Source organism: Flaviflexus massiliensis (genome assembly GCF_001375495.1).
GTDB classification, from domain to species: Bacteria; Actinomycetota; Actinomycetes; order Actinomycetales; family Actinomycetaceae; genus Flaviflexus; species Flaviflexus massiliensis.
This window is the reverse complement of sequence record NZ_LN831058.1, coordinates 725,636-750,417: the sequence shown is the minus strand read 5'-3', so window position 1 is coordinate 750,417 and position 24,782 is coordinate 725,636. Positions and strand designations below refer to the sequence as shown.

At 58.6% G+C, this 24,782-nt stretch carries 20 protein-coding genes and 3 tRNA genes; 16 read left to right on the top strand and 7 right to left on the bottom strand.

Annotated features, from left to right (window positions below; translation table 11 throughout):
- Positions 1-7 precede the first annotated feature (7 nt).
- Complete coding sequence (locus BN1241_RS07285; RefSeq protein ID WP_054952987.1) at positions 8-862, top strand: DUF5926 family protein; 855 nt, start codon at positions 8-10, stop codon at positions 860-862.
- Between the two features lie 97 nt (positions 863-959).
- Positions 960-1,784: a glycosyltransferase family 2 protein gene (locus BN1241_RS07280; RefSeq protein WP_054952986.1), complete on the top strand. Its 825-nt coding sequence runs from the start codon at positions 960-962 to the stop codon at positions 1,782-1,784.
- 42 nt (positions 1,785-1,826) lie between these two features.
- Here BN1241_RS07280 and BN1241_RS07275 read toward each other — a convergent pair whose 3' ends face one another.
- Complete coding sequence (locus tag BN1241_RS07275) at positions 1,827-3,908, bottom strand: hypothetical protein (RefSeq protein ID WP_054952985.1); 2,082 nt, start codon at positions 3,906-3,908, stop codon at positions 1,827-1,829.
- Positions 3,909-3,967: 59 nt separating this feature from the next.
- Between BN1241_RS07275 and pheA the strand changes: the two genes are divergently transcribed.
- Entirely contained in the window at positions 3,968-4,882 is a 915-nt protein-coding gene (gene pheA / locus BN1241_RS07270) for a prephenate dehydratase (RefSeq protein ID WP_054952984.1), read from the top strand.
- A gap of 75 nt (positions 4,883-4,957) precedes the next feature.
- Here pheA and BN1241_RS07265 read toward each other — a convergent pair whose 3' ends face one another.
- The gene (locus BN1241_RS07265; RefSeq protein ID WP_054952983.1) at positions 4,958-6,091 is read right to left on the bottom strand and encodes a diacylglycerol/lipid kinase family protein; all 1,134 of its coding nucleotides are present in this window, start codon (positions 6,089-6,091) and stop codon (positions 4,958-4,960) included.
- Positions 6,092-6,125: 34 nt separating this feature from the next.
- On the opposite strand from BN1241_RS07265, the gene serS reads away from it, so the two are divergent.
- Both serS and BN1241_RS07255 read left to right on the top strand, forming a co-directional pair.
- The gene (gene serS, locus BN1241_RS07260) at positions 6,126-7,385 is read left to right on the top strand and encodes a serine--tRNA ligase (RefSeq protein ID WP_054952982.1); all 1,260 of its coding nucleotides are present in this window, start codon (positions 6,126-6,128) and stop codon (positions 7,383-7,385) included.
- Positions 7,382-8,257 (top strand): HAD family hydrolase, encoded by an 876-nt coding sequence (locus tag BN1241_RS07255; protein WP_230198285.1) that lies wholly within the window; start codon positions 7,382-7,384, stop codon positions 8,255-8,257. The genes serS and BN1241_RS07255 overlap by 4 nt, the downstream gene beginning before the upstream one ends.
- Before the next feature lie 68 nt (positions 8,258-8,325).
- Here the strand turns inward: BN1241_RS07255 and BN1241_RS07250 are convergent, their stop codons facing one another.
- Positions 8,326-9,276: an NAD(P)H-quinone oxidoreductase gene (locus tag BN1241_RS07250; RefSeq protein ID WP_054952981.1), complete on the bottom strand. Its 951-nt coding sequence runs from the start codon at positions 9,274-9,276 to the stop codon at positions 8,326-8,328.
- Positions 9,277-9,335: 59 nt separating this feature from the next.
- On the opposite strand from BN1241_RS07250, the gene BN1241_RS07245 reads away from it, so the two are divergent.
- From BN1241_RS07245 to BN1241_RS07225, 4 genes are all read left to right on the top strand, one after another.
- Positions 9,336-9,426: transfer RNA gene (locus BN1241_RS07245), tRNA-Ser, on the top strand.
- Between the two features lie 266 nt (positions 9,427-9,692).
- Positions 9,693-10,178, top strand: a complete 486-nt coding sequence (locus tag BN1241_RS07240; RefSeq protein ID WP_054952980.1) for an NYN domain-containing protein — start codon at positions 9,693-9,695, stop codon at positions 10,176-10,178.
- Between the two features lie 389 nt (positions 10,179-10,567).
- Positions 10,568-10,657 (top strand) — tRNA-Ser (locus BN1241_RS07235).
- A gap of 556 nt (positions 10,658-11,213) precedes the next feature.
- Positions 11,214-11,681, top strand: coding sequence for a VOC family protein (locus BN1241_RS07225; RefSeq protein ID WP_054952978.1), 468 nt, complete (start codon positions 11,214-11,216; stop codon positions 11,679-11,681).
- A gap of 163 nt (positions 11,682-11,844) precedes the next feature.
- Here BN1241_RS07225 and BN1241_RS12835 read toward each other — a convergent pair whose 3' ends face one another.
- Both BN1241_RS12835 and BN1241_RS07215 read right to left on the bottom strand, forming a co-directional pair.
- Entirely contained in the window at positions 11,845-12,399 is a 555-nt protein-coding gene (locus BN1241_RS12835; RefSeq protein ID WP_147599321.1) for a hypothetical protein, read from the bottom strand.
- A 249-nt stretch (positions 12,400-12,648) separates the two neighbouring features.
- Positions 12,649-13,290 (bottom strand): hypothetical protein, encoded by a 642-nt coding sequence (locus tag BN1241_RS07215; protein ID WP_054952976.1) that lies wholly within the window; start codon positions 13,288-13,290, stop codon positions 12,649-12,651.
- Between the two features lie 262 nt (positions 13,291-13,552).
- Here BN1241_RS07215 and BN1241_RS07210 point away from each other — a divergent pair, with 262 nt between their 5' ends.
- Positions 13,553-15,310: an ABC transporter ATP-binding protein gene (locus BN1241_RS07210; protein WP_054952975.1), complete on the top strand. Its 1,758-nt coding sequence runs from the start codon at positions 13,553-13,555 to the stop codon at positions 15,308-15,310.
- Positions 15,307-17,385 (top strand): ABC transporter ATP-binding protein, encoded by a 2,079-nt coding sequence (locus BN1241_RS07205; protein ID WP_054952974.1) that lies wholly within the window; start codon positions 15,307-15,309, stop codon positions 17,383-17,385. The genes BN1241_RS07210 and BN1241_RS07205 overlap by 4 nt, the downstream gene beginning before the upstream one ends.
- A gap of 161 nt (positions 17,386-17,546) precedes the next feature.
- Here the strand turns inward: BN1241_RS07205 and BN1241_RS12830 are convergent, their stop codons facing one another.
- Together BN1241_RS12830 and BN1241_RS07200 are read right to left on the bottom strand one after the other, a co-directional pair.
- Complete coding sequence (locus BN1241_RS12830) at positions 17,547-17,717, bottom strand: hypothetical protein (RefSeq protein ID WP_154665180.1); 171 nt, start codon at positions 17,715-17,717, stop codon at positions 17,547-17,549.
- Complete coding sequence (locus BN1241_RS07200) at positions 17,714-18,340, bottom strand: DsbA family oxidoreductase (RefSeq protein ID WP_054952973.1); 627 nt, start codon at positions 18,338-18,340, stop codon at positions 17,714-17,716. Before BN1241_RS07200 ends, BN1241_RS12830 begins: the two co-directional genes overlap by 4 nt.
- 145 nt (positions 18,341-18,485) lie before the next feature.
- Between BN1241_RS07200 and BN1241_RS07195 the strand changes: the two genes are divergently transcribed.
- The 5 genes from BN1241_RS07195 (at position 18,486) to BN1241_RS07175 (ending at position 24,747) form a co-directional block, all read left to right on the top strand.
- On the top strand, positions 18,486-19,742 hold the full coding sequence (locus BN1241_RS07195) for a carboxylate--amine ligase (protein ID WP_187117613.1): 1,257 nt from the start codon (positions 18,486-18,488) through the stop codon (positions 19,740-19,742).
- Positions 19,743-19,858: 116 nt separating this feature from the next.
- Complete coding sequence (locus tag BN1241_RS07190; RefSeq protein ID WP_054952971.1) at positions 19,859-21,136, top strand: peptidoglycan bridge formation glycyltransferase FemA/FemB family protein; 1,278 nt, start codon at positions 19,859-19,861, stop codon at positions 21,134-21,136.
- Positions 21,137-21,263: 127 nt separating this feature from the next.
- A tRNA-Arg gene (locus tag BN1241_RS07185) sits at positions 21,264-21,336 on the top strand.
- 928 nt (positions 21,337-22,264) lie between these two features.
- Positions 22,265-23,584 (top strand): quaternary amine ABC transporter ATP-binding protein, encoded by a 1,320-nt coding sequence (locus tag BN1241_RS07180; protein WP_082418262.1) that lies wholly within the window; start codon positions 22,265-22,267, stop codon positions 23,582-23,584.
- The gene (locus BN1241_RS07175) at positions 23,584-24,747 is read left to right on the top strand and encodes an ABC transporter permease (protein ID WP_222704419.1); all 1,164 of its coding nucleotides are present in this window, start codon (positions 23,584-23,586) and stop codon (positions 24,745-24,747) included. The genes BN1241_RS07180 and BN1241_RS07175 overlap by 1 nt, the downstream gene beginning before the upstream one ends.
- Positions 24,748-24,782: the final 35 nt, after the last annotated feature.

Genomic DNA, 24,782 nt, shown 5'->3' with positions numbered 1-24,782 from the left:
AAAACTATTGGGTAAGAAAAATCGCCTGAAAGACAAGGCACCAAAGAGGAAGCGGGTTCCCTTCGTGGAACGCCCCTACGAGGGGCTGAAAGGTGAAACCGAACTGGTCGCCATGAGGGAGATCCTCCCCGCAGCCACCACCACCGTCACCACGACCGCCGACTACGGTAGCCAGGACATCACTCTCGTGACGCTCCTGCCGAACATGTCGGCAGCGGTTCGCCGTGAAAGCGGCGAGCTCCTCGTCGCAGTCCAGACCGTCACCGGATCCGGTGACGCCTCCCGCGACCTTGCCGCCGTCATTATCGACGCTCTCGAGCTCGAACCGGGCGCCGCCATCCAGTCCGCGGAACTCGCCGAACCCGGGCCCCGCCTCCAGGATGTCCTGGAAAACACGGAGCTTGAACTCATCCTGTACGAAGACTTCTCGTACTGGATGAGCGAGGAGGAGAAGGACCGGGAGGATGTCCGTCAGGCCATCGATCAGACACGCGAGAACGTGACCCCCTCTGCCAGTATCGAGGGCGTGCGCGGCGCCTACTGGTGCCGCATGACCAGCGAGTTCGTGCGCTGGATCCGCACCGAGGACCAGGACCGGGTCCTCGACGGACTTGCTCGCCTCCAGTCCGCCCGCTCCGAGGGCTTCGACAAGGATGCTCGCTTCGTCGGCGCGTTCCGCGGAAGCGGCCTGCTCATTCCCGTCTGGCAACTTGCCCCCGGGACGGAAGCCGACGAGCTCGGTAGCCCCATGGCAACCTTCGAAGCAGAGTTCGAGGCCGCCATTAATTCAACCGAGCCCCTCACCCCCGAGGAGAAGAGAACCAGGTCGGGAATCGTCTCCCGCCAGGTCACTCTTCGCTAACAGTTCATCCACTTCCGGCAGGTCAGATCTTGTTATCCGATCTGCCGGTTTTGGACTGTTGGCAATCTCTCACTCTCACACAAGTTAAGATGAAGCCGTGAACTCTTCAAGTGCGCATGTGGCTGTTGTCATCCCGGCGAAGGACGAAGTCGACCTTATTGCCTCCACCATCCGTTCCGCGCGCGCTATTCCCCACGTCGATCTCATTGTTGTGGTTGACGACGGTTCGACTGACGACACTCAGTCGGTTGCCCGAGCGGCAGGCGCCACCGTGGTCCGCCACCCTGTTAACAGGGGTAAGGCATCGGCGATCGAAACCGGCGCCTCCGTGGTGGCCATGAGGGACGCGGAAGGCCGCCAACCTCGCCTCCTCATGTTTATTGACGCCGACCTTGGCGAAACCGCGGTTCAAACCGCTCCCCTCGTCGAGCCCGTCGCCAACGGCACCGTCGACTGCACCATTGCCGTCCTCCCCAAGCAGGCGGGCGCGGGCGGGCACGGTCTCGTCACGGGGCTTTCCCGCAAGGCGATCTCGAACATGACCGGCTGGTCCCCCACCCAGCCCCTGTCCGGGCAGCGCTGCATGACGCGGGAAGCCTACGAGTCGGCACGTCCCCTCGCCCGCGGCTGGGGGGTGGAGACGGCGATGACGATCGACATGCTGGTGGCGGGTATGACGATCCAGGAGATCCCTTGCGATCTGCAACACCGCCCCACGGGCAACGACTTTTCCGGTCAGCTTCATCGTGCCGCCCAGTACCGAGATGTTGCCCTCGCGGTCAACATGCGCAGGCTGCGCGGGGTCAGGGTGTCATCCCAGTACCGTGTCGATCCCACAACCCAGCGCCCGGGCGAACCGTTCTGCGCCTACCGGATCCGTCCCGTGCCTGACTCTGGAGAATCCTCCAACACCCGTTCCTAACGGGCCCCACTCAGCACAGCCACCACACTTAGCGCGGGTCTTTCAGTCCGTTTTCCCTACGAGTTCTGTGTGCTCCGCTTTTCGTGCCGCGGTGTCGCCGCTTGGAAGAGATCGGTAGTACAGGACCGAGGCAAGGAGTGGGATCGCGACCATGCCGCCCACGATCACGATGATGACTCCGGAGTCGTTGAGAACCATCCCCCCAAGTAGCGCCACGCTGATCGCGAGCGTCGTCCACAGCCACGGCCTATTGCCACTGATTGTGGGAAGTTTCGGTCCCCTCTTCCACCACAGGTAGGCAATCGCGCCGAAGACAACGAGGAGGAGAAGGATAAGCGGCCACTGATTTAAGACAGCCATACCCTTCCGCCACACCACATCGAAGCCTTCACCACTCAGAAGAGACTCAGCAAAGTCGCCCAGGTGAGTGCGTTCCTCAACGGGTCGCAGGTAGTCGACCAGGAGGGACATGCCGGCAACAACAACTCCGGCAAGGACCATGCCGAGGCTGGAGAGCCAGGTGAGTTTGCGTCCCGATACGAGCCACGCCATCATCCCAAACACGACGGTGAGAACCGGGGGTCCCCCAAAGTCCGTCCCATGCCACGGCGATCCGTCAATGAGAATGATGATGGCTCCGAGGGCGAGGATAAGTAGGGCCGCCCGGTGACGGGGTCTCACTCGTTCGGCGATGATGCCGGCAAGAACGAGTCCGCTTGCGGTTACGATCGCGAACATCATGTTGTTCATGCCGTAGAAGCGACCCACCGCAGGCAGCGCACCGAACACGGAGTTGAGTGCCAGCGGCGACCCCACCAGGACGGGCAGGAGATACGCCGCGAGGGTGATGATCGAGACGGCGAGCGCGGGCATGAGCCTGTCCCGTTGGCCCCACCGTTCCGCCACCACTCCAATGACGACGCCGAGGAGGGCAATACCCAGAGCTAGCACGAGGGTAGGCGCGCCCGTTTCGTGCCACGGCAGAGCATTGACGAGCACGGCTGATGCGGGGACAGAAGCGACCGCGAGCGCAGCCCCGTGAACGATACGGTTGCGGCGAAGCAGCAGGGTTGCCAGCAGGGTAAGAATCCAGGCTGTCCCCCACATGCCAAAAACCCAGCCCGTTGCTGGTTTGATCGCCTGGGTGAGGGAGTCGAAAGCAGTCACCGCATTCCGATTGTCCTCATAGGTCCCGCCTGGCGAGGCCGTGATCGCGGATCCGGGACCGACAACTCCTGCCGCGTCCGAGACGAGGCTCGGGAGTAGGTCGGTGGCGGTGACGAGTCCGGCTCTGCGGGTGGTTGATGAGGAGAGCAGGCCGGGCTCACCGGTGCGCTCCATGATGACCTGAAGTGTCGTCACTGTGCCGGAGTAGTCTGCGAGCGACACGAAAAGAATCCTGGCATCGGGCATCGATTCCTCAACAGTCTCGAGGACCTGCCCGAGTTGTTGATCGAGCTCCACCATGCGCTCCCTGATCCGCTCCTCATCCCATTCCGGTGCGGTGAAGGCTGCAGATGATGGATCGGTTGTGGGGCGTGGCTCCGTGTCGGTGAAGGTTATGGGGTCCTCTTCCGTGATCGCGCCGATGTCGATGAGGACAAGATCCTGTTCGTTTAGCAGGTCCGGCAGTTCCGCCAACCCACCGTAGTTCTCTACTGTTCCCGCGCTGTCCGCCAGCGCGAGTGCCGCACCGGGCCCGATCGTGAGCGTCGAGCTTCCCTCCGTCAATTCGGCAAGGGATCCCAGGGTGGGGCTGTACGGGGAGGTTTCGATCGCCTTCTCGTACTCTTCCCAGTGCGGGATCTCGCCATTGACCGGTTCTTCGAGGATTCGGCATCTGCCACCATCTTTCACCCCGTCCCCCGCTCGTTCCCCCGCTCCGAGCGTGAGCCACCCATCGGCGGGACATGCCGATGGGTGGGGGCCGCGCACACTCACGTTACCAACCGCGGATTCGTTGGAAAGCGCGTACAGATTAGGGGTGTCGTGTTCGTTCACGTACTCCCACATGACACCGCCAGTCCCGATCAGCACCGTCGGTCGCTCGCTGTCGGAGGCCGCGGCGGGCGGTATCAGCACGCTGAGGCACACCAGGAGGAGCAGGCTGATGGCGGATCTCATGGGACGATCATATAGAACCCTCGGTCTGAGCCTCAGTTTAGGAGGTCTACGATAAAGACATGCGGTATTCATATCTCGGCCCCCGGGGCACCTTCACTCACCAGGCTCTCAACCAGCTGTCAAAGAATGAAGAGGAGCACGTTCCTGCTATTGATGTGCCGACGGCACTGTCGATGGTGCGTGCCGGCGAGACCGATTTTGCCGTGGTGCCGATCGAGAACTCTGTCGAAGGTGGCGTGAACGCCACGATCGACTCCCTCTCGAACGGGAGCAATCTGCGGATTGTGGCGGAGATGCTGGTGCCGATCACGTTCGTGCTCGCAACTCGCGATGATTTGCCGCTCGATCAGGTGAAGCGGATCTCGACCCATCCGCACGCGTGGGCGCAGTGCCAGCATTGGATCGCGGACAATCTGACGGAGGCAAGCCATGTTCCGGCAACCTCAACCGCGGCGGCCGCGAAGGCCATGGCCGAGGGTGCCATGAATTTCGATGCGGTGCTGTGCAACCCGCTGTCTGCCGAGCAGTACGGCCTCACGGTTATTGCCGAGGGTGTTGCCGACAATCCGGATGCCGTCACCCGGTTCATCTGTGTCGGCTCCGAGCAGACCCCGCTTCCCGAACCGACCGGTTCAGACAAGACCACCCTTCAGGTGCAGCTTCCCTCCGATGAGGCGGGCGCGCTGCTGGCCATGCTCGAGCAGTTCGCAACCCGCGGTGTCAACCTGTCACGGATCGAATCCCGCCCGGTTGGCGATTCGCTCGGCCGCTACCAGTTCTCAATCGACTGCGAGGGGCACGTGAGCGACGAGAGGGTGCAGGCGGTCCTCATCAGCCTCCACCGCACCAGCCCGCTCGTGCGTTTCATCGGTTCGTACCCGAGTGCGAAGCAGGAGCCGGTGCGGCTCCGCCCCGGCACAGCCGATCAGGACTTCGTTGCCGCCCGCTCCTGGGTAAACTCGCTCCTCAACTAGCAAGTAAACAGCTAGCGAAGGTAACTAACTCCATCAGTTCGTTATTTGGGTGTCCGGTTTCTTGGTCGGAATGTCTTAGAACCGGATGAGGAGACCGCCCGGTTCGACCCGGGCACGAACGTGGGTGGCGTAACCGAGAACATCACCGTCGACCTGGATGCGGGTGGGAGCATCGGCAACAACGTTTGCGGAACGGGTTTTCCTCATATCGAGAGTGCCGGTTGATGGGAGGCCATCGTTCGTCACCCCGATTCCGGCGAGCCCCATGCGTCGCAGGAGGTCAGCCCACCCAACCAGGCCACCCTTGGTGTCGAGAATGACAAGCTCAAGCCAGCCATCGTCCAATTGAGCATCCGGCGCAAGGACAACACCACCGGGGAGCTTCCCGCAGTTGGCGAACATGATGGAGCGAGCATCAATCATGATCTCCTCAGCATCACCTGCCTTGACTCCGGCATGGATCTTGTCGGCCTTGAGGTTCTTGACGGCGGAGGCTACGTAGGCGACCCAGCCCATGCGTGCCTTGAGATCGGAGTCAGCATCGCCGACCATTGCCGCATCGAAACCGAGACCGGCAATGACGGCGAAGGCGTGTTCCCCTGCCGGGACGCTTTCGGCTTCGGAATCGATCGAGCGTGCTTCGACCTGTTCAGCATCGGTGAGCGGGCTGGTGGAGATGTAACCAATATCCATGGCGTGCGATTGTCCGGTGAGTGCGGACTCGATCATGTCGGGCACGGAGGAGATATTGAGGTCCATGTTGCGGGCAAGCAGGTTCCCCGTTCCCTGAGCGATAATCCCCAGGGGAACGCCGGTTCCGGCGAGGCTCTGCGCGACGGCACGCACGGTTCCATCACCACCGGCGGCAATAACGAGGCCAGCCCCGTCTTCAACGGCCTTCCGGGCCTGTCCGAGTCCCGGATCATCAACGGCGGTCTCAATCCACCGGACTTCCCCGTACCCGGTTTCAGCGGCCCGTTCCTCCACACGTTTCTTCAGATCGGGAACATCAATATTTTTCGAGGGGTTGAAGATCACGGCGATGGGAACGCCGTCCTTCTCTTCATGCGGCGTCTCGCCACCACCGGCTATGGTCGTGACTCGGCGACTTGTCAGCGAGGTGATGAGCCTTCGGTTACGGAAGGTGAGGATGAGGGCGACTAGCGCCACGAGAAGAGCGATAATCGCAACCCATGATTCCCAGGACATATCGAAAGGATACAGTGCGGGTTAGACTAGGTGCATGATCGATATTCGCTTTGTTCGTGACAATCCTGAGGCCGTGAAGGCCTCGCAGCGAGCACGTGGCGCCGACGAATCGCTCGTCGACACGCTACTTCGGGCCGATGAGTCTCGTAGATCGACACTCCAACTCGCTGAAGAAACGCGTGCAGAGCAAAAGGCACTGTCTCGGACGATTGGGAAGGCCAGCCCGGATGAGAGGCAGGCAATCCTTGCGCAGGCACAGGAACTGTCCGCGAAGGTGAAAGAACTCGAACAGGTCGCGTCCGATGCGAATGGCGAATACGAGCGGGTGGCCCGCTCGATCGACAACATCGTGATCGACGGCGTTCCCGCCGGTGGTGAGGACGACTACGAGGTCCTCAAGCACGTCGGCGAGGTCTCCAGTTTCGATTTTCCCGTCAGGGACCACCTCGATATTGCGGAAGGTCTCGAAGCGATAGATATGACGCGCGGAACGAAGGTTTCCGGGTCGCGCTTCTACTACTTGACCGGCATCGGTGCCCGCCTCGAACTCGCCATGCTGACCGCCGCCGCCGATCTTGCTGAAGCAAATGGATTCAAGCTGACCATCACCCCAACCCTGGTCAAGCCGGAAGTCATGGCGGGAACCGGGTTCCTCGGTGCGCACTCGGATGAGATCTACCACCTACCAGCCGACGACCTGTACCTGGTCGGCACCTCTGAGGTTGCTCTTGCTGGCTTCCACTCGGACGAAATCATTGACCTGTCGGATGGTCCCAAGAGGTATGCGGGGTGGTCAACCTGCTATCGCCGTGAGGCCGGTTCCTACGGTAAGGACACGCGCGGCATTATCCGTGTCCACCAGTTCAACAAGGTTGAAATGTTCTCCTATTGCACTCCCGACGGCGCGGAAGAGGAGCACGCGAAACTCTTGGCGCTGGAAGAAGAGATGCTTGCCAAGGTGGAGCTTCCCTACCGCGTGATTGACACCGCGGCGGGTGATCTCGGAAGCTCGGCAGCCCGAAAGTTTGACTGCGAGGCATGGCTTCCCTCCCAGGAGAGGTGGATGGAAGTTACCTCCACCTCCAACTGCACCACCTTCCAGGCCCGCCGCCTCGGCATCCGCGAACGCGTGAACGGTCAAACCCAGACCGTTGCCACTCTGAACGGCACCCTCGCCACCACGCGCTGGCTCGTTGCCATCCTCGAAAACCACCAGCAGGAAGACGGCAGCCTCTACGTTCCCGAAGGATTGCGCCCCTACCTTGGTGGCCGCGAGATTATTTCACCGCTGTGAGAACCGAATTTACTGCGGATGATGCCGCGCGCCTGACAGATGCCATGTCGGACCTGCCGAAGGCGGGCACTGACCTCATGGTGGCCCTCGACCTTGACGGCACCACGATCGGACACGACACTTCTCTCTCACCTCGGGTCAAGGAGGCTGTCCACGCCCACCTCGACAGCGGAACCCGGATCATTCTTGCGACCGGCCGCGGCGTGGACGGGATGATGCTTGTTGCGGAGCAGTTGGAGCTTCCCGACGGGATCTCCGTCTGCGCCAACGGTGCCCTCACCTTCGCTCGTGACGTCACTGCGAACGAGCCGGGTCTCAACCCGGGCACCCGGCTCCTCGATTACGTGACATTTAATCCCTCCACCGAGATCGAGCTCGTATCCGCGAACATTCCGGAGGCGATCATGGCGGTGGAGCCTGCCTGGGGGCCGCGCAGGGTTTCCGACCACTTCCCCGCTGGTGAACTAACGGGTGAATCCGTTGTTACCCCGCTCCACGAACTCGCAGGGAACGACGCCACGCGCCTGACGGTGCGCGCACCCTATCTGAGCGCGGACGAACTCCAGCACCGAGTAGACGACCTCGGGCTCAACGGTGTTGAGTATGCGATCGGGTGGACAGCCTGGCTCGACATTTCACCCGAGGGAGTCACCAAAGCCACGGCACTCGAGAAGCTCCGCCAGCAATACAAGCTCCCGCTCTCATCAGTCCTCACCGTTGGAGATGGCAACAACGATATTGAAATGTTGGACTGGGCCGGCACCGGCATCTCCATGGGAGACGCCAACGACAAGGTTCATCGCGCCGCCAATGCCAGGACGGCCTCGGTTGAAGATGACGGTCTCGCGATCGTCCTCGAGCACCTGCTCTAAACGCACCGTGTAACTCCTGTAAAAATCCCTGCCTGTCTCAATCCGCCTGACAGAGACGGAATCTCTCCCTAGGCCTGTTCCCTCATATCGAGGATCACCTTGCCGAAAGGAGATCCTCCCTTCAAGTACTCCACCGCCTCCGCGACACGAGAGAGCGGGAACACCCGGGCAACGATCGGAACAATGCTGCCGTCGTTAAGTCTCGGCAGGGCAAACTCCGCTGCGGCCCGAACGATTGCCGACTTCTCTTCATCCGATCTGCTCCGCAGCGTGGTTCCGATCAGGCTCAGGTGCTTAACCATGAGCAAACCAACCGGCACATCCGACCTGGTACCACCTTGGAGGGAGATCACGCACATGCGTCCCCTTCGGTTCAGGACCTTGAGCATCTCCCCCACATCGGAACCCATGATGTTCATGACCGCATCGACACCGTTCTCGGCTCGTTCCTTCACCCGCGCAACAATGTCATCGCCCCGATGATCGACGGCAAAGGCACCAAGTTCCTCAACCCGGGCGCACCGCTCCGAACCACCAGCGGTCGCAAGCACCGTCGCACCAAGTTCGCGAGCCAGCTGGATGGCGAAACTCCCAAGCGAACCAGAACCACCCTGAATCAGCACAGTTTCACCTGGCTGGACCCGCAGAGCATCAACAAGATTCGACCATGCGGTTGCAAGCGACTCGGGAACGGCGGCAGCCTGCTCCTGACTCAAACCATCGGGAACGAGCATGACCATATTTTCTGGAACGGCAACGTATTGACCGTAGGCCCCACTCGTCACGAGAGCCATGACCCGGTCACCGTTATCGACCCGGCGGCCCGATACTTCAACTCCCAGAATGTCACTTGCCCCCTCGGGTGCGGGATACTTCCCGTCCAATTGACCGAGGTCAACCGGGTTCATCCCCGCAAAGTCCACGCGAATGAGAACCTCTCCCGGGCCCGGCGTGGGTCGTGGGCGCTCAACGGCCTGAAGATTCGATGTTTCGGTCACGGCAAGCATTGTGTTTCCCATTGCATCAGTATGTCAGCAATGTGCATGTCAGCTCCCCGGCTTGTATGATGATGTGGCTTGGAGGGTTGTCAGAGCGGCCGAATGAGACGGTCTTGAAAACCGTTATACGGCGATCCCGTATCGGGGGTTCGAATCCCCCACCCTCCGCCATCTGAATGAGTTGGGACAGAGTGAGATGCTCACGTCCCAACTCATTTTATTCCTCCCTGGTTCCATCGATTTTGATGATTTTTCGTTCGCCCAAGACCTCACTGCTGCGAAACTTCAAGGAATTCTGTCCAACCCGGTTGCTAACTTATTAAGTAATGGTTAGCAAGAACACATTCACTCACCGCCCATCCGGAGGGCAGCGGACAGGTTCTTCAAACCGTCACATAAGGAGCACTAAAGCAATTACAAAACAGTGAGGAATCATCATGCTCGCAACGACGCGTACAAAGACAACGGCAACACAAACCGGCAGGCGAATCGTTCTCATCGATATTGAGAATGTTGTCGGAGGACAGGTCCACACGCTGGATCAAGCACTCTGGGCCAAGGAGAAGCTAGAGAACTCCGGCCTCTTTAGCTCCTGCGATCACATTGTTCTCGGTGTTGGCCCCGCTGGTTACGTCAATGTGGGTGTGGCATGGCCGCAGGCCCGGAAGGTTGTTCGCGACGGTAGCGACGGCGCTGACCTTGCCCTCCTCGAAATCCTCACGACCGAGAACCTTTCCGACAGGTTCGACGATGTCGTCGTCATCTCGGGTGACCACATCTTTGCCGAGGCAGTAGCCCTCACCGCCAAGTCCGCCAACGTGACAGTTGCATGCTGGTCAGCCAGTCTTTCTCCCCAGCTGTTCCTCGCCTCCCCCACCATTCACTTCCTTGATGAGGGCTTCGAATACGCCATGGCCGCTTAGATTGTTGGCAGCAATCTTCAGGCCTCATTATCAGTGTGGTTGACCACACCGTTTACAGACACCCTCCGCATCGTTGTGTTGCTCTTCGAGTCACTTGAAGGGCAACACCTCCCGGCCAAGCATCGATTCCACGCTGTTCCCAAGACTTCTTGGCAGCAGCTAGCGCACTTGAAAATGGCATCATCTTGCGGACTTCAGAGCCAGAGCAGCTCATCTCACTTCACCTGAAGCACGGCTGCAAAGCTCACCAAACTCGTTTCGTAGTTGCGTAAGCATCAGGCTTCGAAGTGTTGCCGGCTCGAACTACTCCCTCCTGTTTTACACGGACATCTCTATTAGCATCTAAGTTCATTGCCCTGTAATCTAGGTAGCGCTAACTATTAGCACTTGGAGACGTCGCATAGTCAGGTCGAGTGCGCCTCCCTGCTAAGGAGGTAGGGGTGCTAAGCCCCTCGAGGGTTCAAATCCCTCCGTCTCCGCAAAAATGGTCGGTTCTCAATTTCGGGAACCGACCATCTTGCTCTCTCGTCAGGTGACGCTCCTCTGGAGCATCAACCGAACAGCCTTCGCATTGCCATCTCAGTGTCAATATTGAAAATCCGGGACAATATCGGCTAGCAGCTCGCTTCAAATAGGGCGTATCGCTTCGCTGCTTGGCAATCCTCCCGAGCACTATCTCCTCCGCCAACCAGCATGTAACGTGGCTCTCACACGGGAGATAGTGATATGGATTTCTCACACGGAACACCCTGCTGGATGCAGGTCGAATTCAACGATCTAGAATCAGGTACCGAATTTTTTCGACGAACAGCTGGATGGGAGATTCCTCCAGGCGATCCAAACTTGGGAGGGTACGCTCTCGCCTCCGTCTCCGGACAGCCAGTCAGCGGAATCTGGCCCATCCCAAAAGAAGAAGCCACCCCGGACCGAATAGACGTATGGCTGACAGTTTCTGACATTCACGAAGCCCTGGAGAGCATGCGTAACAAAGGCTCCCAGGTGTTGCTTATGGATGCTGAGGAAGTCTAGAGCGTCATGACCCTCGGCAAGCAATCCATCCTTGTTGATCCATTCGGTGCCCAAATCGGCCTGTGGGAACTCATTACGTTCATCGGGATGGGGTTCATGATGGTTCCCGGCACACCATTCTGGTTCGAACACTTGAGTCCCAACCCGGCCGCTGCTTCCCAGTTCTACGCGGAGTGCTTCGGTCTCGAAGCGGTCAATTATGATGATCATTACTGGGCGATCAAGGTCCCGGGAGCAGAGACAGATGCCTACGGCTTCAGCTTCCCCAAGGACCCTGAATCTGCCGAATGCACCTGGCTCGTGTCGATCTTGATAGGCGACCTTGAGAATGCTCTCAATCTCTTCAAAGACAGTGGCGGATGCACCGACGAGCCCTTTACGGATATGGGAGAGATGGGCCGCTTCAACGATGCCTCTACACCTGCCGGAGTCACCTATGGGCTTTGGGAAGCCGACTTCAGCGAAAACGGCTAGTCACCTATCAGCGCAGTCATGTGCTGCCACCTTCACGGTTGAGGCACATTTTCTTTTCTCTCAGGCACAACAAGCAGTTCCTTCGAGACAAAAGACGGGCGGCACGCATGTCACTCTGCGTGCCGCCCTGGGTGTGGCCGGCTGGTGAAAATCGATGTTTAGATCACGGAGAATCAGCGGATGGTGCCGATGGGCCGGAGTCTGCTGATACCGGTGAGGGTGGGGATGCTGGGGATGGGGGTGAAACCGGGGACGGTGCCGAATAGACGGGGGCAGGTGCTTGGACCGGTGCCTTCCGGACCGGGGCTGGCTGAACCCGCGCGGGCTGGGGTGCCGGTTGCGGTGCAGGCTGGGTCCTCGCCGGTGCAGGTGCTGGTGCCTGAGCAGGTGCCGGGCTGGGAGCAGACGGAGCCGACACCGGGGAGGGTGCTGATGCCCGAACGATGTTGGGTGCCAAGGCTGGTGACGGTGTCGAGATTGCCGAACGAGCAGAGACGGTTGAGACTGCGGTCTTTGCCGAGGTGGTTGAGACCGCGGAAACGGTGGTCTGCGGTGACTGTGTTGAGCGCGGTGACTCGGAGGTCTGGTCGCTCTTGTCGACCTCCCGATGCAGTCCGGGGGTCACGTCCTGGTCATTGTCGGCAGCGGCAAGCCCCGTGCTCGCAATGATTGAGAGAACTCCGAGGGATCCCGTTGCGATCCATGCTTTGCGTGACATTCTGCCTCCAATGCCGCAAACCTTCATCCATACCTGACCGGGGTCCGGTCATACTCCTATTGAAGGACGGGAAGATGAGGGGAAGAGGAGTCCCAGATGAGAGAACTCTCATCTGCAGCGAGACTCACCTCATCTCTTACTTGCAATATCTGATCCGGACTCGTTGCAGATCGCAACACCATCGTCTTGTTAATGGAGTCGATGTGACAGGTCTTTACTGTTCTGTTCGATCGTGGCTCTGCGGGAGGGCTATTCGACTATTTCGAGGAAAGGGATGTCGGCTGTTCGGTAGGGTTCGACGAGATGTTCGTAGGCTTCTTCGCCGAGCCCGTCACGGAGGATAATGGCGGCCGCGAGCGCGAGCGGTCCCGAAACGCTGGCGGAGTTAGCAAGATAGTATAGGGCCTTGCAGGCGAGTGCGTACTTCCCATGGAAGACGGTGCCATCGAAGACGGTTTCGATGAATTCGACGCCTTCACCGGACTCGTCCGCATAGTTTCGCAGTGCGAGCCTGCCTGCGTGTTCAGCTTGGTGGAATGATTCTTTTCCGATGTCGTCAAGGAATAGATATTGATCAATAAGATCTTCGATTGCTTTGCCACGGGGTCCAAAGAGGCTCCAGTCGGGGAGTTCTTCAATGATTCGTATGACAGTGTCGTCAACGAAGGTGGCGCGGAACATGAGGGAGGGCCATTCCGGATGGTCTTTGACGACGTCCAGGTAGTCGTGGATGGGGTGGATTGGGCCGCCGGGTGCGGTTGCGAACATGGCGAGTCGCTCCCTGGCGAGCACGCGGACGTCTGCGAGGTCTCCGGCCATGAGCGGCATGACCTGTTGGCCGCGTTCAGGAATTGCCACGTAGACGTCTGAATCGAGGAAGTTTTCTGACATTGTTGCCCCCACTCCTTTCTGAAAGCCTAGCCCGCCAGGATCGTTCATTGTAGTAATTGGCACATTGTTGTCCGATTCGCTCGCTTCACAATCGGGTCTCTGCTCTATACCGCGGTTCACGGGTGGGGTAACTGTGGCCTACGTTTCTATTCTTCTCGTGGCCTGTAGCGGATGGTAGGTTATCTTGTCGGTCTGGCGTGATCCGCATGGCCGCAACGATCTTCGAGCCTCGAGGACGCACCCATCTTCGGAAGTGAGCCCCATGCTGTGGAAGCTGATCCGGCACTACCTTAAGCCGTATAAGTGGCAGGTGGTTGCCGTGGTGATCCTGCAAACCGCAACCACTCTCGCGACTCTCTATTTACCTAGTTTGAACGCAGACATTATTGATAACGGTGTCGCGACAGGTGACACGGGATATATCTGGAGCACGGGCGGCATCATGCTTGCCGTTGCGCTTGCTCAGCTTGTTACCGCTGTTCTTGCCGTGTGGTTTGGTGCGAGAGCTGCGATGTCTGTTGGTCGCGACCTGCGCCATGCCGTCTATTCCCGCGTCGACACATTCTCTGCCGAGGAGATCGGGAAGTTCGGTGCACCCACCCTCATTACTCGCGCCACGAATGACGTGCAACAGGTTCAGATGGTTCTGCTCATGACCTTGAACTTCGTGGTCATGGTGCCGATCATGTCGCTCGGCGGTATTGTCATGGCGATTCGGGAGGATCCGGGCCTGTCGTGGCTCGTGTGGACGTCGGTCCCGATTCTTCTTGTCATGCTCGCCATTCTTGTTGCGATCCTCATGCCACAGTTCCAGAAGATGCAGGACGCGATCGACAAGATCAACGGTGTCATGCGTGAGCAGGTCATGGGTATCCGTGTTGTTCGTGCGTTCCGTCGGGAGCGGTTCGAGACGGAGCGGTTCACGGATGCAAATGCGAATCTGACCGACATCTCAGTCCGTATTGGTCGTCTGTTTGTCATCATGGGTCCGCTCGTCACGATCATTCTGCACCTCGCAACCGCGGCAGTCTTGTGGTTTGGTGGACACCGTGTCGATCAGGACCTGGTCGATGTTGGGTCACTCACCGCATTCATGCAGTATCTTCTCCAGATCCTGGTTGCGGTCATGATGGGAACATTCATGTTCATGATCTTCCCGCGCGCCATCATCTGTGCACGCCGCATCGGTGAGGTGTTGGGGACTGAAACGTCGGTCGTGGAGCCGGCCCAGCCGCGCATGCCGGAAACGCATGCTGGTGAGGTTAAATTCAGGGATGTGTCGTTCTCCTACCCGGGAGCTGAATCCCCGGTGCTGGACAGCATTTCGTTCACTGCCCACCCCGGCAAGACCACCGCAATTATTGGTTCCACCGGTTCCGGTAAGACCACTCTCATTAATCTGATTCCGCGCCTTTATGACGCGACCTCCGGTCAGGTGTTGATCGATGGGGTTCCGGTTCACGAACTGTCCCGTGCCTCTCTCACGCAGGCCGTTGGCTTGGTTCCGCAGAAGCCCTACCTGTTCTCGGGAACGATTGCTGACAATCTCCAGTTCGGTGCTCCCGAGGCAACGGAGGAGGACATGTGGGCGGCACTCGATACCGCTCAGGCAACCGAGTTCGTCAAGGAGCGGACAACCGGTTCGGGCGAGGATCTCAAGGACGGTCTGGATTCTGCGATCTCGCAGGGCGGCACGAACGTGTCGGGTGGTCAGCGTCAGCGCCTGTGCATCGCCCGCGCACTCACCGCGAAGCCCCGCATATATCTGTTCGACGATTCGTTCTCGGCCCTGGACGTGACGACGGACGCGAATCTGCGTGCAGCCCTCGATGACTACACGGAGGGCGCGACGGTCATCATCGTCGCCCAGCGCGTCTCCACCATTACCGAGGCCGACCAGATCCTGGTCCTCGAAGAGGGACAGATCGTTGCCCAGGGCACGCACGACGAGCTCCTGTCCTCATCCGACACATACCGCGAAATTGTTGATTCGCAGATCAGCAAGGAGGAACTCGCATGAGCACCGACAAGAACCAGTCGAACGGGACCCTGACCGAGGAAGAGATTGCGGAACTGCAGGACTCGGTCGATATGGGGGACTGGGGAGATGCTGCCCCACCCCGGAAGGCAAAGGCCTTCTGGCCCTCCGCCATGCGCCTCCTACGCCTGTTCGTGCACGAACAGCTTGCACTCACGGTCGTGTTTGTCATGGTCGTGATCGCCGTTGTTCTTAGCGTGTGGGCACCCTCAATTCTGGGCGACGCCATGAATGTCATCTTCACCGGTTTCATGAGTTCTGACATGCCGGCCACGCTGTCTCGTGAGGAAGTGATCGAGGGGCTGGCTGCGGCTGGGCAGACTCAGCTGGTTGACATGCTTTCCGGCATGCAGTTCGTTCCCGGTGCGGGAATCGACTTCTCGGAACTCGGCCGTCTCATACTCATCGTGCTCGGCATGTACCTCATGTCCCAGTTCTTCATGTGGTTGCAGGGCCGCATCCTCAACGATGTGGTCATGCGCATGATCTTCCGCATGAGGGAGGACATCGAACGGAAGGTCAATCGCCTGCCCCTGTCCTACTTCGACAGGAACTCGCGCGGCGACATTCTGTCCCGCACCACGAACGATGTTGATAACGTCCAGAACGCCATGCAGCAGGCCTTCACGTCCGTCATCTACTCCGTGCTCACCATCATCGGCATCATCATCATGATGTTCTCCCTGTCCTGGCAGCTCGCGCTCATCGCCCTCATCGCCCTTCCCCTCTCCGGGATTGTCATCGGGATTATCGGCACGAAGTCACAGCGGATGTTCACCGACCAGTGGCGTCACACGGGCCGCCTCAACGGCCACATCGAAGAGTCCTTCACCGGGCACGATCTCATAACAGCCTTCGGCCGTCAGGATGAGATGGGGAAAAAGTTCCGCGAACGCAACGAGGAACTCTACGACGCTTCCTTCAAGGCACAATTCTACTCGGGCATGATCATGCCGATCATGCAGTGGGTCAACTACCTCGGCTACGTCGGTATCGCGGTTGTGGGTGGCTTGCGGGTCGCAAATGGACAGATGACCCTCGGTGCTGTCACCGCCTTCATCCAGTACTCCCGTGAATTCAACCAGCCGCTCGGCCAGGTTGCTGGCATGGCCAACATGCTGATCTCCGGTGTCGCCTCGGCAGAACGCATCTTCGAACTCTTCGACGCTGAAGAGCAGGTTCCTGATCTGCGCGAACAGAAACAGCTCGGCACACTCGATCCGGCAGGCCCCCAGCCCGCAGAGCTCGCACAGCCCGTGCAGGGCAAGATCGAATTCGATCATGTTGCCTTCTCGTACAGCCCCGATAAGCCGCTGATCACCGACCTGTCGCTCACGGCGGAACCGGGTCAGGTCGTCGCGATCGTTGGGCCCACCGGTGCTGGCAAGACCACTCTCGTCAACCTCATCATGAGGTTCTACGACATCCAGTCCGGCCAGATCAGGCTCGACGGTGTCGATACTGCCCTGCTGGAGCGCGGCGAACTCCGGTCACGGATCGGCATGGTGCTGCAGGACGCGGTCCTGTTCGGCGGCACAATCATGGACAACATCCGTTACGGACGCTTGGATGCGACCGATGACGAAGTCATCGCAGCAGCCAAGGCAACCTATGTTGATCGTTTCGTCCACACTCTCCCCGATGGCTACGAGACGGTCATCGAGGACGGCGGTGAGAACATTTCAGCCGGCGAACGCCAGCTCATCACTATTGCTCGTGCCTTCATCGCCCAACCAGCCCTCCTCATCCTGGATGAGGCAACGTCGTCGGTTGATACGCGTACCGAGGTTCTCGTGCAGGAGGCCATGGCGGCGCTCCGTTCGGACCGCACCTCCTTCGTGATCGCACACAGGCTCTCTACCATCCGTGAGGCCGACATCATTCTCGTCATGGAGAACGGTGCGATCGTTGAGCAAGGCAACCACCAGAGCCTGCTCCGGCAGGAGGGTGCCTACTATCGCCTCTACATGTCCCAGTTCAACCAGGGCTCGGACCCGGATGAGGTTCCCACGGTGGACATGCCCAAGCTCCCAGAGCCCGGTGACACGGAATTCTAACCAGACTGGTGTTTCCCGCATCGTGAGGTGAGGGAAACACGTGAAGCAAGGAGTGGGCCGGTCTCTTGACCGGCCCACTCACGACTATTCACCCAAACTTCAGCGCCCTCGGCTCAGAAACGCATTCGCTTAGGGCTTTCAGGGCACTGATGTAGGGTTTCCTACTTGCGGTCACGAGAGTCCTTACTCTCGACTCCACTTACGTTTTCACCGTTCTGGTTCTCGGAAGTCTCCAAGACCGGTCCGCACCCATCGACACCGCACGCATCAATGTCTGCCGTGTCAATCGTGACGAGCTTGGACAGATCAAGCCCTTCGAATCCCCTACTCATGCCATCTCCTTCACCTGACGCAGGGCGCCCTGGAATTGTTCGAGGCTGACGGCGCCGGGAATTGCTAGCTTCTGCTCGAGAAGAATGTAGGGAACTCCGTTGATGCCGAGCTGGCGAGCAATCGCCTGGTCCTCTCGTACGGCCTGGAGCATCGCGTCATTTGTCAGAGCATCCTCTGCGCCTTCACGGTCGAGCCCCACGTGCTCGGCAACCTCGAGGATCGCTTCCGTATCGAACGGGTCGAGACGTCCCTCGAAGTAGGCGGTTTGGACGGTACGGAAGTAGGTGAGTCCCATTTCGTGGCTCACCTGATTGGCGTATTGGGCGATGCGGTGAACGGGGACAGTGGGTCCCATCTGGCGGTGCACTTCGTAGGTCAGGCCTTCGCCTTCCGCCATTCCCTTCAGCTGCTCTTCCATCTGCGTGATCTGCTTGATGTCCGCGCCCTTGGTTCGAGCCATGTGTTCTGCACCATCGACCGGTTCCGTCACGGTCGGGTCAAGCTCGAATGAGTGGTAGCGAATATTCGCGGTGATGCCCTCGGCTTCGAGTGCGCGGTGCAACCGTGCCTCACCGATGTAGCAGAAGGGACAAACAATGTCGGTCCACAGGTCAATTCTCATCTTTAGCCACCATTTCCCATTCGTGTCCTAATGCTGGTCTCATCGTATGTCGGCAGGGTCAAAGGGCAACAGGTATTTGCTTATGAGCAGAACTCGATACGCTTCGTTCCGCCTCGAAGACGATCCGCTGTGGCACACTCACAATATGGCTACTAGCGCTTCGCGACCGGAACTCATGCCCGTGCTGCTCGGAACCGATGTTGGAACGTACTCGTGCGCCCGCATGTTCCACGAAGCGTTCGGATGTACGTCGGTCACCGTCTCGGGTATGTCCCGCGGCTCCATTTCCAACTCGAACATCATCGACCCCGTCTACGTTGGTAAGGGCGGGACCTTAAACGACGATCTCATGATTGGTACCCTGGAGAAGATCGCGGATACGGATCGGACTCCTATTCTCATGCCGTTCATGGATCGCGACGTTGATCTTGTGCTTCGCTACCGGGACCGTCTCGAAGCGGCCGGGTACGTCATTCCTCTTGCTCCCACAGAGATCGTGGAGCGAGCCTCCGACAAGGCAGTCCTGCACGATATTTGTGTCAGGCTTAGGTTCCCAACCGTGACAACCGTTGAAGTCGGCCTCGCAACCGACCCAGGCTCATGGACCGAACTGTTAACACCAATCTCCTTCCCGGCCGTCATCAAGCCCCAGGAAGGCGGCATGGAGTACGGGAAGCTGAACTTCCCCGGCCAGCGCAAAGCTTACTCAGCACAGGACCTGGAATCAGCAATCACCATCCTCAACACCATTCGGGAGGCCGGTTTTAGGGGAAAGATGCTGGTTCAGGACATGGTGGTGGGGGACGATACCTACTCGTGGATCGTGTCAGGCTACGTCGATTCAAGAGGAACTATCACCGGGGTCGCAACGGGCCGTCAGATTCTCGGCCTGCACCAGACTTCCTTTATTGGTAACGCCGGAATCATCCACGTTGTTGAGAATCCAGAACTGAGTGGCATGGCGGAGCAGATTATTGCCGAGCTCGGACTTCGCGGATTCTTCTCCATCGACATCAAGATTGATTCCCGCACCAACCAGGCTTACGTGCTGGACGTCAATCCGCGCTGGGGACGCGGCTCCTACTTCGTTGCTGTGGGCGGCGTTAACCTGGCATCCGCCATGGTCGCAGACTTCATTGACGGCAAGCAGCTCGCACCGAAGATTGCAAACAGGGAAGGTGTGTACGCCTTCGTTCCCCCGGTCACGGTCCTACGGTGGGTCACGGATAAGGACCTTCGCAAGCACCTGGTCAAACTCATGCTGAAGAGACGACCAGTCCACCCCCTCCTGTACCGGAAAGACCCCAACATCAAGCGCTTCGCGTACCGTTACGCGGCAGATTTCAACCAGTTGCGCGCCCTCCTCCGCACCTACCCGAAACCATCTGCCACCACGTTCTAGAAAAGAACGCGCACACCAGTCACCGCAGTCATTGCGTCATTGCTGGCCTGAAGAGTAGCTGAAAGGGGAATCCGGGGGTTCCTCGCTTCACTGCTTGGCAGGGGCATAATAGGGGCATGCGTTTTACTCGACTCTCCACCTCCGCCTACAGCCGGTTCGCTTACGATCAGGACAGGATCCTGTTCCCGCAGCTGCCCGGCTATGCAGCCGAGCGCCGTGCAGAGGGAACCGATGTGGCAGAAGTTGGGGTTGTCGACACGGTTGACGGGGAGGAGAAAATCGTGGCCGCCGCCCTCATCCGCTACCAGCCGTGGAAGAAGATCTTCAAACGCGTCAACATTGCCTACGGCCCGACCCTCGACTATTCAAATACGGAACTCACTAGATTCTTTTTTGACGAGCTCATCAAGTACGTGAAAAAGGACAAGACCGTCCTCTCGATCCGTTTCAATCCGCTCCTGCCGAAGACCTTCTACGAGGACATCACCCCCGTTTCCGACAATCCTGTCGCCACCACGTTCGAGGAGACGATGACGAGGCTGGGTGGGGTGCGGATTCCTCGCGAATTCTATGACGCTGCCGATATTCAGGCCCGCTTCTTCTACACGAAGGACATCTCTGGAATGACCTTCCAGGAGGTGACAAAGTCCGTTGGGCAGGTCGTTCGGACCGGCTTCAACAGGGCCGGCACACCGGGAGTAACGGTGCGATTCCTCGAAGAGAACGAATTCGACATCCTCCAAGACATCCTCAGCCACACGGCCGACAGGTCGGCCATGCAGGAGATCTCCGATCAGGCGATGGAGTTCTATCGCGGACTCAAGCGCACGCGGCCGGACCGCGTATTTGCACCCGTCGCAGTTCTCAACTGCGACGAATACTTGGCGGGTGTGGAGGCCGAAGTAACCGAACTCGAGGCCAAGATCGCCACTATCGACGAGCAGGAGGCCTCCCTCCAAGCCGAAGGCAAGAACCTCGCAAAGAAGCAACGCACCGCACGCAATGAGGCCCGGGATCGCCTTGGTGTTCTGGAACGCAGGGCAGAGGAAACACGCGAGCACCAGGCCAAGTCGGGGAACGAGATCATTCTCGCCGGCTCGTTCTATATTGCCTGCCCCAACGAACTCGTCTACCTGCTTTCAGGCTCCTACCGGGAATACCAGTCCTACTACGGGATCTACCTCATTCACCGGGCCATGCTCGAGTGGGCAACCGAAAACGAGATCGACCGCTACAACACCTTTGGCATCACCGGCATCTTCACCGACGAAGCAAGCGATGCTGGGGTGCTGCACTTCAAGAGGCAGTTCAAGGGCAATGTTGAAGAGTTTGTTGGAACCTGGGACATTCCCGTTCGCCCGCGCCTCGCAAAGCGCCTCGACGCCATCGGCTAAACCGCTCCCGTCTCACGTCCGAGAATCCTTTCTCCGCCCGTGGCCAATAAGGGTGACGCCTTTCATGCTTCTTGAGTTCGCATCTGAAGCAAAAAGAGCGCTATGATGAATGACGTCCAAGCGACACGCGCCCGTAGCTCAACGGATAGAGCATCTGACTACGGATCAGAAGGTTGGGGGTTCGAATCCCTCCGGGCGCGCAAAAGGAATAAACTCCACCTCCCAGCAGGTGGGGTTTTTCTTTGCCTGGGTACCCGATCAGCAGGACTCTAAAAGATCGCAACTTTCCCGCATCATAGCAACAAAAAGCCCGATCTTAAGACCCACTTCCTGTCTATTGGCCGCGCTTCCTGCCTATTTGCCCTAGCCCTCATACCCCGCACAAACCTTCAGCCATATCCGCATCGAAAGGCTGTGACACGAGCAGTCAGCCATATAGGACATCTGGGGCTTCAGACAGTTTTCTGTTAGTTTTTCTTTGTTGCGGTGCGGGAAACTCAAGCTTCGAATCAGCTCAACTTTTTACTTAGATGATTCCCCGATGTTGGCGGATTAAAAAGTGAAGCGTATGGGCGCGGTGCACGATGGAGTTCCGACCGGTTACTAAAACACCGCAGCAACAGCTGATCATGGCGGGCAATCATTCGGATATGCTGTGTATGGGTGGAGCCAGCGCTTTCGTCGTGGCTCCACCACTTCACTCGTAACAGTTGCATCACAAATGCATATAATGCTTTGCGCAATCTCCCAGGATCTATAGAATGCTGGAAACGATTGCCAGATTTGGGCATTTTCTACCAGAGAATCCATCAGCTCTTTTTCAGACAAGTTGCATAATCACATGATATATTCGGCTTGTCCGCATATTTTTTAATAATATGGGTCACATTCGTTGCCACAAAACTCACTGGAAGAATCTCTCAGAAGTCAGCAGGGGCGCGGAATAGTCAGGATCAGTAAAAACTTTCGTTATATAACTGTTATTTGAAGCCCTGTGTCGAATCAAGCAAGGTTGACAAGGCCGGTGGACGTATGCCTTTTCATGATGCATGCCACTACCCACCCCCGACTGTGATTCGGATGATGCAAGTTTTAGACAGTACTAGTGAAGATAGATAAGGACAGTAGATGAAAGGGCTCCGTTGCGAGAACGTCTACAAAGTATTTGGGAGGGAAGCGGCTAAGGCGACTCGCATGCTCCAGCAGGGAGCGAGTCGCGATGAGCTTCCAGACGGTGTGACCGTCGCAGTGAACGATGTCAGTTTTGAAGTGAAGGCTGGCGAAATTTTTGTTGTCATGGGCCTTTCTGGCTCGGGCAAATCAACTCTTCTTCGTACTTTGAACGCTCTCGGTCCCGCGACCGGGGGCAAGATCTTTATTGGCGACGATGAGATCACTGCCATGAAGGGGAAGGCCATGCGTGAACTCCGTGGCTCCTCGATGTCCATGGTTTTCCAGCACTTCGCGCTTCTCCCCCACCGCACGGTGATCGACAATGCGGCATACCCGCTCGAGATTGCTGGTGTGAAGAAGGAAGAGCGTCTCAAGCGCGCTGCGGAGTCCTTGAAGACGACGGGGCTTGAAGGCTGGGAGAACAACTACCCCTCCGAGCTTTCGGGCGGTATGCAGCAGCGTGTGGGCCTCGCCCGCGCACTGACGGCAGACGCTCCGATCCTGCTCATGGACGAAGCGTTCTCGGCCCTCGATCCGCTCATTAGGCGTGACATGCAGGAACTGCTCCTGGAGATCCAGGAAGTCAAGCGTCGCACCATCATCTTTATTACTCACGACCTGAACGAAGCGATGTTTGTGGGTAACCGGATCGCTGTCATGCGTAACGGTTCAGTCGACCAGATTGGTACCGCCGAGGAAATTCTTACCAACCCGGCAAGTGAGTACGTGGAGCGTTTTGTCCAGGACGTTGACCGCTCTCGTGTGATCACCGCGAGCTCCATCATGGTCAAGCCTCGCTCCCGCCTCTACCGCGGTGACGGACCGAACGTGATCCTCCGCAAGCTTGAGGAAACGGATTCCGTGGGCGGCTGGGTGACCGACGGTGGTTCGCGATTCCTGTACGGCTCCATCTATGCCGACGAGATCATTGCGGCACTGCGGAAGAACCCGCACCTGAACTCCATTGATGATCTCATCCATCCATCGCACCCCGGTGTGGGACCGGATACGCCCCTCAACCAGGTGGTGGCTCCCGCCGCGAACGAGCAGGCCACGATCCCGGTCGTGTCCGATGACAATCGTCTTCTCGGCGTGATTCCGAACGTGACGCTCCTGCGTGCCCTCGGTCAGGACGATGAGGGGATGGCGGTTGACCTGAGCGCAGCCTCGGCAGCCACTCCGTCCTCAGCCACGAGCACCACCGCCACCAATGAAACTGAGGGCGTGGCTGAACAATCAGAAGTTTCCACCAACGACATTGAGGAGGATAAGTAATGAGTGATCTCCTCTTTAGGATCCCGCTAGGTTCATGGGCCAAGGACGCTGTTGATTGGCTGACCGAGAACCTCAAAGTTGTCTTCGACTGGATCTCGGACGACTTTCTCGAGCCGCTCTACAGCTTCCTCAACAACTTCCTCAACACCCCGAGTCTGCTGTCCCTCGCGGTCGTGTTCACTGTCGTGGCACTCCTGTGGCGCGGCGTTACCGCGGGCCTTTACACGGCCGGTACTTTCGCTCTCGCCTACGTTCTTGACACGTGGGTGACGGACGGTGGACTGAGGCTTGACTGGTGGATTGTTGCCATCGTTCTTCTCGCCATTGCCGCGGCTGCTTTTGCCTTGAAGGGTAAGCAGCTCGGTATCCCGATTACGATCGCCGTGGTTGTTGCTTTCGCGATGGACCGTTGGGTGATGGTCAGCAAGGTCGAAGAGGAAGCCCTGCAGGGTAGCGTCGAGGGGCTTCCGTGGTGGACGATTCTCGTCTTCCTTGTCGTTGTCGCATACACGGCAGCCGGCTGGAAGATTGCACTGCTTGCCATTGTCAGCTTCGCCATCATCTACGGCGTGGACCAGTGGCAAAACGCTATGTCGTCCTTCGCTCTCGTCCTCGTTGCCTCGATCATCACCATCATCATTGGTGTCCCGCTCGGTATTTGGGCGGCGAAGTCCAAGTGGGTGGATGCAATCGTGCGTCCCATCCTCGACTTCCTGCAGACCATGCCGGCATTCGTCTACCTCATCCCGTTTGTTGTTCTCTTCAGCACGGGCGTGGTTCCCGGTATTGTCGCCACGATCTTGTTTGCGATTGCTCCCGCCGTTCGTTTCACCACCCTCGGCATCCGCCAGGTTGACCGCGAGGTTGTTGAAGCAGCGCAGGCATTCGGTGCCCACCCGGCACGAATCCTGGGCCAGATCGAGCTCCCGCTCGCCCGCCCCACGATCATGGGTGGTATCAACCAGGTCATCATGCTGGCCCTCTCAATGGTCGTCATTGCGGGCATGGTTGGCGCCGGCGGTCTTGGCCGCGACGTCTACACCTCTGTCACGTCCGTCAACATCTCGCTCGGTGCCGAATCCGGCCTCGCAGTGGTTCTCCTCGCCATCTACCTCGACCGCGTCACCGCATCCTTCGGCGTCAGCCAGAGGGACAGGGCGTAGTCCACATTTTCTATCCATCACTTCTTCTGAATCGA